Source organism: Porticoccaceae bacterium LTM1, assembly GCA_030252795.1.
Classification (GTDB): domain Bacteria; phylum Pseudomonadota; class Gammaproteobacteria; order Pseudomonadales; family Porticoccaceae; genus SCSIO-12696.
Map to the genome: position 1 here is coordinate 2,845,588 of CP127080.1, position 14,830 is coordinate 2,860,417.

General features: G+C 53.6%; 12 protein-coding genes and 1 riboswitch. Of the genes, 9 read left to right on the top strand and 3 right to left on the bottom strand.

Annotated features, from left to right (window positions below; genetic code table 11):
* The first annotated feature begins 193 nt into the window (after nt 1-193).
* Genes QP938_12390 through QP938_12400 form a run of 3 tightly spaced genes read left to right on the top strand, consistent with a single transcriptional unit; the run spans nt 194 to nt 3,630 of the window.
* Nucleotides 194-1,765 carry an ATP-binding protein gene (locus QP938_12390; GenBank protein WIO74086.1) on the top strand — a complete coding sequence of 524 codons (1,572 nt, stop codon included), beginning with the start codon at nt 194-196 and terminating at the stop codon, nt 1,763-1,765.
* Complete coding sequence (locus QP938_12395) at nt 1,743-2,285, top strand: hypothetical protein (protein WIO74087.1); 543 nt, start codon at nt 1,743-1,745, stop codon at nt 2,283-2,285. The genes QP938_12390 and QP938_12395 overlap by 23 nt, the downstream gene beginning before the upstream one ends.
* On the top strand, nt 2,275-3,630 hold the full coding sequence (locus QP938_12400; GenBank protein ID WIO74088.1) for a sigma-54 dependent transcriptional regulator: 1,356 nt from the start codon (nt 2,275-2,277) through the stop codon (nt 3,628-3,630). The genes QP938_12395 and QP938_12400 overlap by 11 nt, the downstream gene beginning before the upstream one ends.
* 262 nt (nt 3,631-3,892) lie before the next feature.
* On the opposite strand, the gene QP938_12405 is transcribed toward QP938_12400, so the two are convergent.
* Entirely contained in the window at nt 3,893-4,198 is a 306-nt protein-coding gene (locus QP938_12405; protein ID WIO74089.1) for a hypothetical protein, read from the bottom strand.
* A 250-nt stretch (nt 4,199-4,448) separates the two neighbouring features.
* Nucleotides 4,449-5,930 carry an AAA family ATPase gene (locus QP938_12410; protein ID WIO74090.1) on the bottom strand — a complete coding sequence of 494 codons (1,482 nt, stop codon included), beginning with the start codon at nt 5,928-5,930 and terminating at the stop codon, nt 4,449-4,451.
* 72 nt (nt 5,931-6,002) lie between these two features.
* A riboswitch (TPP riboswitch) is annotated at nt 6,003-6,118 on the top strand.
* A 93-nt stretch (nt 6,119-6,211) separates the two neighbouring features.
* Between QP938_12410 and thiC the strand changes: the two genes are divergently transcribed.
* From thiC to coq7, 6 genes are all read left to right on the top strand, one after another.
* Nucleotides 6,212-8,158 carry a phosphomethylpyrimidine synthase ThiC gene (gene thiC / locus QP938_12415; protein WIO74091.1) on the top strand — a complete coding sequence of 649 codons (1,947 nt, stop codon included), beginning with the start codon at nt 6,212-6,214 and terminating at the stop codon, nt 8,156-8,158.
* A gap of 106 nt (nt 8,159-8,264) precedes the next feature.
* Nucleotides 8,265-9,380, top strand: a complete 1,116-nt coding sequence (gene thiO, locus QP938_12420) for a glycine oxidase ThiO (protein WIO74092.1) — start codon at nt 8,265-8,267, stop codon at nt 9,378-9,380.
* Nucleotides 9,381-9,383: 3 nt separating this feature from the next.
* Complete coding sequence (locus QP938_12425) at nt 9,384-10,163, top strand: thiazole synthase (protein ID WIO74093.1); 780 nt, start codon at nt 9,384-9,386, stop codon at nt 10,161-10,163.
* A gap of 26 nt (nt 10,164-10,189) precedes the next feature.
* Entirely contained in the window at nt 10,190-10,387 is a 198-nt protein-coding gene (gene thiS, locus QP938_12430; GenBank protein ID WIO74094.1) for a sulfur carrier protein ThiS, read from the top strand.
* Between the two features lie 2 nt (nt 10,388-10,389).
* Nucleotides 10,390-11,919, top strand: coding sequence for a thiamine phosphate synthase (thiE, locus tag QP938_12435; protein ID WIO74095.1), 1,530 nt, complete (start codon nt 10,390-10,392; stop codon nt 11,917-11,919).
* Between the two features lie 238 nt (nt 11,920-12,157).
* Complete coding sequence (gene coq7, locus QP938_12440; GenBank protein WIO74096.1) at nt 12,158-12,802, top strand: 2-polyprenyl-3-methyl-6-methoxy-1,4-benzoquinone monooxygenase; 645 nt, start codon at nt 12,158-12,160, stop codon at nt 12,800-12,802.
* Between the two features lie 19 nt (nt 12,803-12,821).
* Here the strand turns inward: coq7 and QP938_12445 are convergent, their stop codons facing one another.
* Nucleotides 12,822-13,799 (bottom strand): LysR family transcriptional regulator, encoded by a 978-nt coding sequence (locus QP938_12445; protein WIO74097.1) that lies wholly within the window; start codon nt 13,797-13,799, stop codon nt 12,822-12,824.
* Nucleotides 13,800-14,830: the final 1,031 nt, after the last annotated feature.

Sequence of the window (14,830 nt, forward strand, 5' to 3'; positions counted from 1 at the left end):
ATAGATTTTGTGATAAGTCGAAACTCATATCCAATAGAGCAAACACTGTGCCAAAAATGAAATTCCCAACAAAATCAATACGTTAAACCTAAAACTGTATCTCACCACAAAATCCATATGTTGCAGAAAAGCAACACATTTAAACCTGAAAAATAAAATTCAAATAATTTCAATAAGTTAGCGTGTTTCAAAAGTGCAACACAGTTTTGCACGTAAAAATGTCCTAACCTCAGTTGGCATCTACTCTCGTGAAAACATCATGCTGAATGCCCTGCTGAAACGCTTCACTCTTACCCAGCTCTGGATCGTCGCCACATCGCTATCCGTGCTGCCACTGCTGGGGGCACTGTCCTATGCCGCCTATGCGCTTCGTCAGCAAACTATTGACCAACGCGCGTTGATGGAAACTCTGGATAACCTCAACACCCTGGAAGCGGAAATCTCTGAAGAGGTGACCGATATGGTGCGTCTGGCACGGCAGTTCCTGTTGCTGGGTGAGGAGAGTTTTCTTGAGCTGTATCGCCAAAAACAGAATGGCATCGCCTATAACAGCCAGCGACTGCTGGAAACACTGACAACCACTGCCACTAAGCAGTCCCCGGCACCCACCGAACAGATCAAAGAGCTAGTACCCACTCTGATCGAGAACGCCAATTCCCTGGAAGAGCAGCTCTCCCAAGTCCCCCAGCAAGATCAAGCCGTCGCCAGACTGATAAGCCAGATGCGCCTTCAGAGCAATCAACTGGCCAGCGGACTGGACGACTATGTGCGCACCTCGGTCAAAACAGGCGAAGAACACTTTTCACAGGTTGCGGACCGTCTTCTACTGATATGTACCCTCACATTGCCGATTGCTTTACTGCTTGTTGTGCTTAGCACCCTTATGGCATCGCGGCCGATTCGCCGCCTGAATCGCGCCATCAACCAGCTTGGTCTGCAGAAATGGGACACCCCCATCGCTATTGTTGGGCCAGCAGATTTACAGGCACTAGGTAAAAATCTTGAGTGGATGAGACAACAGATTTGTGCAGCCGATATGCAAAAGCGCGCCTTTATCCAGCACGTCACCCACGAACTGAAAACTCCACTCGCGGCCATTATCGAGGCGGGGAATCTGCTGCATGACGAGACCATAGCCCCGCTCCACAAAGGGCAAAAACCGGTTTTGGAAATTCAACTGCACAGCGCTCGCAATCTGCAGGCGTTGATTCAGCAACTGCTCAACTACAACTCGGTTTCCCACGGATTGATTCCCAATTACCAACCTCTGGATATTGCCGAGCTCTGTCAGCGAATCTGCCAAAACCTCACCGCCACTGGCAGCAAAAAAGTGACCTGGGACATCGAAGGCCAACCCCGCCTGGTGCAATGCGATGCTTTGGCGATGGAGATGATTCTCAGCAACTTACTCAGCAACGCCTACCACTACATTGGTGACAGCGGCGAAATTTCCGTGCACTGGCAAATGGATCACACCAGCTGGCAATTGACCGTCAGCGATAATGGACCCGGCATCGACAGCAATGAGTTGCCTCTGATTTTCAAGCCGTTTTACAAAGGCTCCGCTGGACGTCGAGACAGCATTCCGCGCAGCGGTATTGGCCTCGCTATTGTCAAAGCCTGTATCGAAAACCTCAACGCACGCATTTTTGTCTCGTCCACATCGGGCGAAGGCACCACTTTCACCATGACTTTTCCTCGAGACTCCCGGCAACTCGACACTGACAGTGAGAATTCACAGCATGCAACAGCCCAAAATTCGTAATCATTTCATTGCCAGGTTAGCGATTTTCTCGCTGGCTACACTGCTCCTGAGTGGTTGCCAGTACTTTCCATTTACTGTGAAAGAGGCTGAACCCACACAATCGACTATCGACAATCAGCGCATTGTCGACCTGCTGATGAGCCGCGAGCTACTCTGCGCACTTCCTGAAATTCAGCGCTCGGAGCTAATTCGCCAGCACCAGAACAACGCCAACCGCGACCAACTGTTTGAGCGACTGTTACTGGCTACCTGTGAACCCGACAAGACTCCGGGTGTTTTGAGCAACGCACTGATTCAATTGCACGCCAGTGGCGATTTAACGGAAGCCGAACGGGCTTTTCTGGGACTGATAGCCGCCCAATCGCGCACCTACAACCACCTCTTTGATAATTATCAGGCAGTGAAACAGGAGCTGGAAAAAACCATTCGCGGTATTCAACAAATCGAATCGGACATGGGCCAACTGGACAAACCAACCGAAAATGAGAAGCACGATTCGGAGGAAAAGGATGAACAGTAAACCCAAAGTACTGCTGGTGGACGATGATCCCAGTATGTTGCAATTGCTGTCATTGCGACTTGGGGCTGCGGGCTACGAATTAATCACCGCTTCCTCCGGTGTCGATGCCCTGCAGACCATGGGCCGGGAAAATATCGATGCAGTAGTCACCGACCTGCGCATGGAAGAGATGGACGGCCTCGCCCTTTTTGACCGCCTGCACGAGCGCTGGCCTACTGTGCCAGTTATTATGCTCACCGCCCACGGCACCATTCGCGAGGCGGTCACTGCCACTCAAAAAGGATTGTTTGCATTTCTCACCAAACCGGTGGACAAGGAAGAGCTTCTCAGCACACTGGAAAATGCTCTCAGCATCAGCCCGCAACAACCTCAACAACCGGAAGCTGCACTGCCGATCCTGACCCGCAGCGCAAAAATGTACAGCCTGCTGGAGCAGGCAAAACTGTTTTCCGAAAGCGACGTCAATATTTTGATTAACGGCGAAAGCGGTACCGGTAAAGAGCTACTGGCCACCACCATCCACCAGCAGAGCTCTCGCTCCGACCAGCCGTTTATTGCCATCAACTGCAGTGCCATCCCCCACGATCTATTGGAGTCCGAGCTGTTTGGTCACGTAAAAGGCGCTTTTACCGGTGCCAGCCAAAACCGTGAGGGTCTTTTTGTTACTGCTAACGGCGGCACCATTTTGCTGGATGAAATTGGCGATATGCCGCTGTCCCTGCAGGTAAAACTGTTACGGGTGCTGCAGGAAAAAACCGTGCGCCCGGTGGGCGGCAGCAGCGACCGGAAAATTGATGTGCGGGTTTTGTCGGCAACTCACTTTGACCTTGAGGCCGCCATTGATAGCGGCGAGTTTCGCAGCGACCTTTACTATCGATTAAATGTGGTTAATTTGAAATTGCCGGCACTGCGCGAGCGCCCGGAAGATATTCCGCTGTTGGCCAACCACTTTTTAACCGCGATTGCCGAACGTACCAACAAACCCGCCAAAACCCTGTCGCCGGAGGCGGTAGCGCTTTTGATCAGCTACCACTGGCCGGGCAATATTCGCGAGCTGGAAAATATTATGGAGCGGGTATTTGCGCTCTCCACCACACCAGTGATTTCCGCGGTGCAGGCCGAGCACGCGCTGCCCGGCCACCGCGGCATTCAGATCGACACCCTCAAAAATGCCAAACAACAATTTGAGAGGGAGTACATTGTTCAGCTGCTCACCGCCACCGACGGCCAGGTTTCCCTGGCCGCAGAAATTGCCGGGCGCAATCGCTCGGATTTTCACAAGCTGATCAAGCGTCACGGCATTCATGTCAATATTTATCGAAAATCTGACACAGAAGATGACTAATTGACAGGCACTCTCGCGGCAATTCATGATTTGACTTTCGACCAGCGTCAACTTGGTAATTATTGTCTCGAGTATTACCCCGGAATGTGGTGCGGTACAGTGCGCCAATAAATTCAATACGGAGATTGCCTAACCATTGATTCATCCCTAGAAAGAAAACTTAGCTAAAAATATAAAATCGAAAGTGTGTCAAATGCAAAAACCTGACACCATTGCCCTTACATTGCACTTATGCCCACTTCATTAAGTTGAGAATGCAATCTTAAATACACTCACCATAAACCAAGTAATCAACATTTTCTGTTCGTAACGTATTAATAACCTTATATCCATTTGGACATACCCCCTGACGACCCAACTCCTTTTCCATCAAAAGTACAACAACCTCCCATTCACTTATCCCCCTACGCCTAACTTCCTCAACTAAGCGATGATAACCGAGGTAATATTCAAACCCAGGAGCTCCCTTGTAAATACGCGCCTTTAAAGTCGATTCTTGCCTCTCCACCAAAGCACAACCAGTCATCATCATCGAAACAACAAAAAAAACAGCGAGTCTACATTTCATAAAATCAACCTAGAAATTATTGGCTCATCCACTCAATCATGCCTTCTGTTCACTCTCAATATTGAGAGAAATGGCTGAGTAGCCATCATTGCTCCAGTCGTACACACACCTGCCCGATCCATTCCCAGACGAGGTAAAAAAGGCATCAGGTGGAAACAAAAAACAAAGACACCCCAAAATCACCCAAATTCTTCAACGTGCGATTAGGAGGCCACCACAGTTCACAATATCTGCGTGGTCATGAAGTCGATTAATTCACCGACACCACCCCTCTCTCCGTGGCCCAGGCCCTCAGTGCCGCAATGCGTTCCGCCATCACCTGTGACAGCGGCGCGGTGCTGTACAGCTCCTGCAGAATTATCTCTGTGTCTACCTCTTTTCCACTGGCCTTGGCAGTGTAAATCGACGCGACAATGGCCTGCTCGATTTCCGCACCGGAGTAACCCTCGCTCGCCTCCACCAACGGGCCGAGTTGAAATTTCTGCACATCCAGTTCGCGCTTGCCCAGATGTATGGAGAATATTTCCAGGCGCACTTCCGAATCCGGCAGGTCGACAAAGAACAGTTCATCAAAGCGCCCCTTGCGCACCAACTCCGGCGGCAGTTTGGAGATGTCATTGGCGGTAGCCACCATAAACACCGGCTTTTCCCGCTCCGCCATCCAGGTCAACAGCGTGCCCAAAACTCGTTGTGACAAGCCACCATCGCTGCTGTCGGTACCGAGGCCTTTTTCAATTTCATCGATCCACAACACACAGGGCGACATACGATCCGCCAACGCCAGCGATTCGCGCAGATTGCGCTCGGTCTCGCCGTGGTATTTGTTGTAGAGGGCCGCCATATCGAGGCGCAACAGCGGCACACCCCACACGCCTGCCACCGCCTTAGCCGCAAGGCTTTTGCCGCCGCCCTGCACACCGGTAAGTAAAATGCCTTTGGGACGATCCTTGGCACTCTCTTCGGCAAATGCGGTAGAGCGTTTTTCGAGCCAGGATTTCAGCGCCGCCATACCGGCAACACTGCTGAATCGCTCGGTGCCAAATTCAAAACTGAGCACCCCTTCCATATCCATAAGCTGGAATTTAGCGCGGTTGACCTCCGGCAGGTCGGAGTCGTTGATAGCACCGTCATCGACAATGGCACCGCGTACCAGTCGACGCACTTCGGCGTGAGTCAAACCACGCAGATTGGAAACCAGTTTTTGCAGGGTATCGTTATCGGTTTTAACCTTGCGGCCATCGTTGCGGCGCGACCAGTTTTTCGCCTCTTCCCGCACCAGTGTCATGATCTGCTCATCGCTGGGCAGGCTCATGCTAAAGCGCGCCGACAGCCGCGATAGTTCCGGCGGCAAGTGCCAGGAGTAGCTGAGCAGAATCACCGCCGTGTTGGTGTGCTGATGCTTGAGGGCAAAGTCTTTCAGCAGCCGCACCAGCTTAGGCTGGTCGGTCAGCCAGGGGTGAAAATCACACAGACAGTAAATCCCGGGTTCGGATGTGGACTTCAAATATTCCAGCAACGCCTCCGGCTCGGCGTAACGACCGCTCTGCTCAATGGACAAACCAAAACTGCCATTGCGCAGCCCGTCGGTAACTGTCCAGCTGAACAGGGGTATTTGCTGACGTCTGGCCACTCTTTGCAACAGCCCCAGTGCCTGCTGCTCGTCGTGGCTTTCCAGTACCACAATCGGCACATGGGCGTCGATCACCAGGCTCAGGTCATGAGCGTCCTGCATAACTAACTCCTCTTATCGTTATGGCAGTGATTCTATTGCGCCCGGCGCCGAGAACCAATAGACTCGCTGCCATTGAACTTGTCGGAGTGCTCAAATTTCCCTGCGGGGATGGCGAGCTGAGACCGTATACGGGATCCGTCGAACCTGATCAGGCCAGTACCTGCGTAGGGAACAAGTGATGAACTTCACGCTGTTATTCCACAATAAACGCCCCTTGCCTCGCGCCCATCGCGAGTCGATTGACTGTGCCTGTCTCTTACTGCCTACCGGGAGACATCGCCATGACCACCAAAAAAAACCGCAGTGAAGCGCAAGCCAGCGCCCGCGAATTTATCGAAAACCTGAAAACCCGCCCGCTGCCCAACTCCCGCAAGGTGTACGTGACCGGCAGCCGCGAAGACATTCGTGTGCCGATGCGTGCCATCAGCCAGAGCAACAGCCTGGTGGGAGGCACTGCCGAGCAGCCGGTGTATCAACCCAATCCGGATATCTATGTTTACGACACCTCCGGCGCCTACACCGACCCAGACGCCCAGATTGATGTTCACAGCGGCTTGCCAAAACTGCGCGAGCAGTGGATTGTTGAGCGCGATGACACAGAACAACTCTGTGAAATGTCCTCCGGCTTTGCTCGCGAGCGCCAGGCCGATAGCAGCCTGGACCACCTGCGCTTTGATCACCTGCCACAACCGCGCCGCGCTCAAAACGGCAAGTGCGTCACCCAATTGCACTACGCCCGTAAAGGCATTGTCACGCCGGAAATGGAGTACATCGCAATTCGCGAAAACATGAAGTTGGACCAGCTGGAAGTGACCAGTGAGCGCACTGATCTGCACTTCCAGCACCCAGGCCACAACTTTGGCGCCCGCACCCCCAAGCGCATCACTCCGGAATTTGTGCGCGATGAAGTTGCCGCCGGGCGCGCCATTATTCCTGCGAATATCAACCACCCCGAATCCGAGCCGATGATTATCGGTCGTAACTTTCTGGTGAAGATCAACGCCAACATCGGCAACTCGGCAGTGACTTCCTCCATTGAGGAAGAGGTGGAAAAACTGGTCTGGTCGACCCGTTGGGGTGGCGACACAGTGATGGACCTGTCCACCGGCGACAACATTCACGAAACCCGCGAGTGGATTGTCCGCAACTCACCGGTACCAATTGGCACAGTGCCGATTTACCAGGCATTGGAAAAGGTTAACGGCATCGCCGAAGACCTCACCTGGGAAGTATTTCGCGACACCCTGATTGAGCAGTGCGAGCAGGGCGTCGATTACTTCACTATTCACGCCGGCGTACTGCTGCGCTTTGTGCCGCTCACAGCCAAGCGGGTGACTGGCATCGTGTCGCGCGGCGGCTCGATCATGGCCAAGTGGTGCCTGGCCCACCACGAAGAGAATTTCCTCTATACCCACTTCCGCGAAATCTGTGAAATCTGCGCCGCCTACGATGTGTCACTGTCACTCGGTGATGGCCTGCGCCCGGGCGCGGTGGCAGATGCCAACGACGAAGCCCAGTTCGGCGAGCTGATGACCCTGGGCGAGCTGACCAAAATTGCCTGGGAATACGACGTACAGGTGATGATCGAAGGTCCCGGCCACGTGCCGATGCAGCTGATCAAGGAAAACATGGACAAGCAACTGGAGGCCTGTCACGAAGCGCCGTTCTACACCCTCGGCCCGCTGACCACCGACATCGCACCCGGCTACGACCACATCACCTCCGGCATTGGCGCGGCCATGATCGGCTGGTTTGGTTGCGCCATGCTCTGCTACGTCACCCCAAAAGAGCACCTGGGCCTGCCCAACAAGGAAGATGTGAAGGAAGGCTTGATCACTTATAAGATCGCCGCCCACGCCGCCGACCTCGCCAAGGGTCACCCCGGTGCGCAGGTTCGCGACAATGCCCTGTCCAAAGCGCGCTTTGAGTTCCGCTGGCACGACCAGTTCAACCTCGGTCTCGACCCGGATCGCGCCCGCGAATACCACGACGAAACCCTACCCAAGGAGAGCGGCAAGGTGGCGCACTTCTGCTCCATGTGCGGCCCCAAATTCTGCTCCATGAAAATCACCCAGGAGGTGCGCGACTACGCCGCCGCCAACGGTTTTGACGAATTGCCAGAAGGGGAACAGGTGGTGCGTATGCTGGAGGATCCGCTGGAAGGTATGAAGCAGAAGTCAGCGGAATTCCGCGCCTCCGGCTCGGAACTCTACAGCAAGGCCAAGTAACCCGACACTGTCATCTTGAGCGCAGCGAAAGATCTCACACGATTTCCCCAAGAGATCTTTCGCCGCTTCGCGACTCAGGATGACAAGGACGAAATTGGAATCAACTATGAACATCGGAATCGCCGGCGCTGGCATTATCGGCCGATTAATGGCCTGGCAACTGCTGGAGCGCGGTCACCGCGTCACCTTGTTTGATCGCGAACCTATCGATGGCAAGGCAACCTGCAGCTTTACCGCCGCCGGTATGCTTACCCCTTTCAGCGAGGGCGAAACCGCCGAGCCGTTGGTTATTGAGCTGGGCCAGCGCTCGCTGCAGTTGTGGCCAGGACTGATCGATCAGCTCGGCAGCAACGTGCACTTTCACAATCACGGCACCCTGGTCGTGGCACACGCTCAGGATCGCGGCGACTACCAGCGTTTTAACAACGCAGTCAGAAGCCGCATGGCACTGAGTGAAGAGCAGTTCCCATTGCTGGATCGCTCCGAACTGGCGGAGCTCGAACCAGAGCTGGCAGACCGCTTTGGCCACGCCAGTTACCTGCCGAACGAAAGCTGGCTGTGCAGCCACTGCACTATGCAGGCCCTGGCAGACAGGCTGCTAAATGGTGGAGTTGACTGGCACGCCAACACTGATGTGGTGTCTGTTACTCCTGGCCGCATTACCACCAAAGGGCGAATGAAGGATCATCATCACGTTTTCGACCTGGCCATCGACTGCCGCGGCCTGGGCGCCAAAGAGAGTCTGCCGCTGCGCGGTGTACGCGGCGAATTGCTGTGGATTGATGCGCCCGATGTAAACATCACCCGCCTGGTGCGGTTAATGCACCCGCGCTACCGGCTTTACGTGGTGCCGCGCAAAGGCAACCTCTACCTGATCGGTGCCACCCAAATCGAGAGCGAGGACTACAGCGAGATCTCGGTGCGCTCCTCATTGGAACTGCTTTCTGCCGCCTACAGTGTTCACCCGGGGTTTGCTGAGGGGCGAGTGGTGAAGTCCGCCGTTCATTGTCGGCCAGCACTGCCAGATAACCTGCCACGCATTGAGCGAGGTGATGGCCTGATTCGTGTTAACGGCTTGTTCCGGCACGGCTACCTGATCAGCCCGGCGCTAACCCAAACGGTACTGGAGCTGATCGACAATCCTGCGAATCAGCACGACGGATTGGTGTTCCCGCTGTCCGACACCGCACCAATACTGCAACCCACTTCAACTGAGAGCTGAGCCATGTGGCAACTAGGCAATCGACAACTCAACAGCCGCCTGCTGATCGGCAGCGCGCTCTACCCGTCGCCGGCAATTATGTGCGACGCCATTCGCCAGTCTGGCAGTGAAGTCGTCACCGTATCTCTGCGCCGCCAAAATCCCCTGCAGGGTGGCGGCAATGATTTCTGGCAGCAGATCAAGGAGCTGGGCCTGCACATTCTTCCCAATACTGCCGGCTGTCACAGCGCCAAGGAAGCGATCACCACCGCACTGATGGCCCGCGAACTGTTTGATACCAACTGGATCAAGCTGGAAGTGATCGGCGACGACTACAACCTGCAACCCGATCCGTTTGCCCTGCTCGACGCGACCCGCGAACTCATCAATCAGGGCTTTGAAGTGTTTCCTTACTGCACCGACGACCTGGTGCTGTGCCAAAAACTGGTGGAGCTGGGCTGTAACATTTTGATGCCCTGGGGCGCGCCAATTGGCACCGGGCAGGGCTTGATCAACCCGTTTGCCCTGAAAACCCTGCGCCAACGCCTGCCTGATACCACCCTGATTGTCGATGCCGGCATTGGCCTGCCCTCTCACGCCGCACAAGCAATGGAGCTGGGTTTCGATGGCGTGCTGCTCAACAGCGCCGTCGCCCTGGCCCAGGATCCGGTGCGGATGGCGGAAGCCTTTGGTCAGGCAGTGACTGCCGGGCGCAGTGCCTACAAGGCTGGCGCCATGCCCGCGCGAGACATTGCCGCACCAAGCTCCCCGGTGGTCGGCCAGCCGTTCTGGCACCACAACTGATCAACATACAAAACTCAGGACTAGCGATGAAAATCTCCATCAACGGCGAACCCCATCAATTTGAACCCGACACCGGTTTACTCGAAGCGCTGAGCCAATACGGCGCCAGCGAACCTTTTGTTGTGGCGGTTAATACCGAATTCGTCCCCAAGCCTGGTTACCCGGAAGTGGTACTTAATGACGGCGACCAAATCGATGTCGTTCAGCCAATTCAGGGGGGCTGATAATGTCTAAAAAACCCATCGTCTGGACCATCGCCGGCTCCGACTCCGGTGGCGGCGCCGGTATTCAAGCCGACCTGCACTGTTTTCAAATGCTCGGCGTTCAGGGGTGCTCGGTGATTACAGCATTGACCGCGCAAAACAGCGTCGGCATTGGCCATATTGAGCCAGTTTCCCTTGAATCACTCTGCGCACAAATAGATAGCCTCGCCAACGACCTGCCTCCAGCAGTGATCAAGATCGGCATGCTGACCAACCCAGAGCAGGTAAAGCTTCTGGCCAGCCACCTGGAACAACTTCGCCAGCAAAACCCTGATCTGAAAGTGGTCTATGACCCTGTCATGTCCGCCAGCACCGGTTCGGCGCTGACCTGCTCGGCCATCGACAGCGCCATAAAAGAATACTTGTTTGCCCAGCTCGACGTATTGACCCCCAACGCTCTGGAAGCCACTCAACTGACTGGTATCGATATTATCGACCATTCCAGCTTGCGACTGGCCGCCGACCGAATTCGGGCAATGGGTGTGACCTCGGTAATCATCAAGGGCGGTCACAGTAAATTAGTACCCGGCCACTGCATCGACTACCTGCGCAGTGACCAGTTTGAAAGCGACGCCACCGAAATGGTGCTCGCCCAACCGCGGCACAACAGCCCTCATAGCCACGGCAGCGGCTGCAGTTACGCCAGCGCTATTGCCTCCGCACTGGCGCTGGACTACTCGCTGGAAGACGCAGCAATCATTGCCAACGCCTACGTTTATCGCGGTATAGCCGAAGCAAGCCCAATCGGTGCCGGCCCCGGCCCCGTGGCGCACGGACCTTGGCCCGAATCTCCCGATCATTTCCCCAGCGTGGTTTTGCCTGGAACCTCGCTCGCCAACGAGATGAGCTGGCAAAGTGACACCAGTTACCCGCAACAAGGATTTGCACAGTGTGAAACTCAACAACTTGGGCTCTATCCCGTGGTAGACAGTTGCGAGTGGCTTGAGCGGCTGTTAAAGCTGGGCGTCAAAACTCTGCAATTACGTGTCAAAAACCTGCCCGATGACCAACTGCGCCAAGACGTGGCTCGCGCCATCGAACTGGGAAACCAATATCAGGCCAGGCTGTTTATTAATGATTACTGGCAACTGGCCATAGAATTGAATGCTTACGGAGTTCACCTCGGCCAGGAAGATATGGAACGCGCCGACTTGCACGCCATCCAGTCGTCGGGGTTGAAACTGGGGCTGAGCAGCCATGGCTACTTCGAAATGCTGCGCGCGCTGGCAGTGAAACCCAGTTATGTGGCCTGTGGCGCCATCTACCCAACCACCACTAAATCAATGCCGTCTCGCCCACAAGGACTGACCAAGCTCAAGCGCTACCTGAAGCTGACAGGCAATACCCCGGTAGTAGCAATCGGTGGAATTAACATTGACCGCGCCACAGAAGTAGCGGCAACTGGCGTTGGCAGCATCGCAGTTGTAACGGCCATTACAGAAGCCGCCGATTATTCGAAAGCGGTGGCAGAACTCGCTGCCGTTATGAAGTAAGCCCGGAATTACCCACCCAAACTCAAAAATCTGGATTGGGTATGACTGGGCGTGACCGAAGCCAGCAAGGATGCCGGCCTCGAGCCCCCATGGATGGGACTCTTCTAAAACAGAGAGGGGCGTGTCATAGCAGTCATACTCAATCCAGATCCAGCACCAAGCCCCTATTGATAAAGATCATTCAGTAACAAGCTTTTTTGGCTACAATACCCCTTCGCTCAATCAATCACAGAACAACATGACCACTCGCAAGCTCAGTTTTTTTGACAAAGTACTGATCGAATTCGATCACGGCCTTCGCACTATCGCCGCTCGCGCGCCGCAACCACAGCGCCCGTCGCCAGCGGAAGAGTGCCAAAGCAACGAAATGTCAGATCAGGAAATGCGCCATGCGGCGGGACTGATGCGAGTGAATCACTCCGGTGAGGTATGTGCCCAGGCGCTGTATCGCGGCCAGGCGCTGACCGCCAAACTGCCCGAGGTTCGCCGGGAAATGGAGCTGGCCGCTGACGAAGAGATAGACCACCTTGCCTGGTGTGAACAACGCATACACCAACTGGGCAGCCACACCAGCGTGCTCAACCCGCTTTGGTACTCACTGTCATTTGGTATTGGCGCCGGTGCCGGACTGATCAGCGACCGACTCAGCCTCGGCTTTGTCGCCGCCACCGAAGATCAGGTCTGCAAACACCTGGAAAGCCACCTGCAACAACTGCCTGAACAGGACGAGAAAAGTCGCGCTGTTGTGGAACTGATGCTGGAAGATGAAGCCCGCCACTCCCACACCGCGCTGTCTGCAGGCGGTCTGGCATTCCCACGCGCAGTGAAATCGCTGATGACAGCAATCTCTGCCGCAATGACCACAACCAGCTATCGAATCTAACATTCGGAAGGCAAGAGATCTAAAAAGTTAATACCTGCTGATCTTCCTCACCTAGCTCTTCCCTCATCTCTTCCACAACCTGCACAATCTTATTAACAAGCCAGCGGTGTACTGGTGATGTCGCAGTGCGGTGGTGCTCCACAATACTCAACGGGAAAAATGGCTCTACCTGCAAGCTTTCTGGCAGCGGCTTACGAACGATTTCATAAAACTCACTCTGAACATCAAGATCCTGAAGGCTGCCAATCATCAGACAGTCAGTATTGAAAAGGGTATCCAGTGCTGTCATCAACTGAGTAGTTACCAGCACTTTCTCTCGCGTATAGCCCTGACGCCCCATCCACTGATCAAACAGGGTTGCCGACCTGGAGGATATGCTCTCCGTATTAAGCATGTAGTAGTGCACCCACTTATAACGGAGCATTTTTTCAATGGTCAGCTCTTCATCAGCCAAAGGGTGACCACGGCGCATCCAGCAAGCCAGGGTGAATCCACCGAGTTGCGTACTATTAAAATCGCCCGGCAGCTCTTCCTCGCGCTCAATAGCAAAATCCACCGTTCCCTCTTCCAACTCTTGCACATAGGAGGTCAGCTCACTGGTCACGGCAATGGTCAGGTTAGGCGCCTCCAGCATCATCAACCGCACCAGCCTCGGCACAATCAGTACCGCCAGGAATTCAGGCATAGCCATTCGGATAGTTCCGTTAAAGCGCATGGGGCTGAACTCTTTATTGCGCACCAGCTCGGCAATGCTGGCCAGTACATCCGGCAGATGCCTTTGCAGCTCCTGAGCCTTGGGCGTCAATACCAATCCACGACCACTACGCACTAGCAACTGGTCGCGATACAGGTCGCGCAGCCGCTGCAATGTCTTGCTCATAGCAGGCTGAGTGATAAACAAACGCTCGGCAGCACGAGTTACATTGCGCTCTTCCAGCAATATCTGCAGGGAGACCAGCAAATTGAGATCAACACGAGAGAGAGTGACCGGATCCATAAATAACTACCAGTTATCATTAAAATAAAAACAATACATTTCAATTATGATGAATGGAGCACCATAATTCCACTATCAAAGTTAATTACTGGCACAGAGGAGCATCAAAATGGTTATCACCTATTCCATCCTGGTTATCTCTGGCCTGCTAGGCTCTGCGATTGCATACGACGACCTGAAGTCAGCAATCAAAAAGTAAGCAGCCTGATACCGATTTCATACTACCCCCCTCCAATCTTGGAATTACTTAGGGAGACAGCAATGTCTCCCATTTTTTTGTCCTTAAAAATGTCTTACCAACACTTTATGTCAGAAAAATTTCCAGAATAACTCCAGGTTATCGATAAAATAATTTCAATACATTAGATTTATTATTAGGGCGACACCATAATTCGCATCGTCAACAAACAAACAAACATCAACCGGTAAGAAGGAGACATAGTATGACCATTATGTACATCATGTTTGCTATCTCCGGCTTGCTGGGCTCCGCCATAGCGTGGGACGACCTGAAGCCGGCCAGCAAAAGCGACGAAGATTAATTTATCGCTACCACATCAAAGGCGGAAGCAACCTTCCGCCTTTTTTGCACCCCAACAACAATCATAACTCAGAGTTATCGTCCCGATAAAGACAATGCATTTCATTTATTAACCGAAAATACCTATAGTACATCTCATCGAGCAACTGCTCACCCAGCAACCGAAAGGAGTCACCTCATGATTATTATGACCATCATGTTCATCGTTTCCGGACTGCTGGGCTCTGCTATCGCAGTAGACGACCTCAAACAAGCCAAGCGCTGAGGTTTCGATAGCAAACTGATTTACCTACCCCCTCCAATCTTGGAATTGTTTTGGGAGACGGAAACGTCTCCCATTTTTTTTGCCTGAAATTTACCTCACCAGAAAGATTTCAAACACATTTCAAAAATAACCACAGGTTATCGTTTCGATAAAAACAATATATTTCAATTATTATCAGAAGATCCCTATAGTACACGCCATAGAGTTTTGGCAGCCACTGATAGG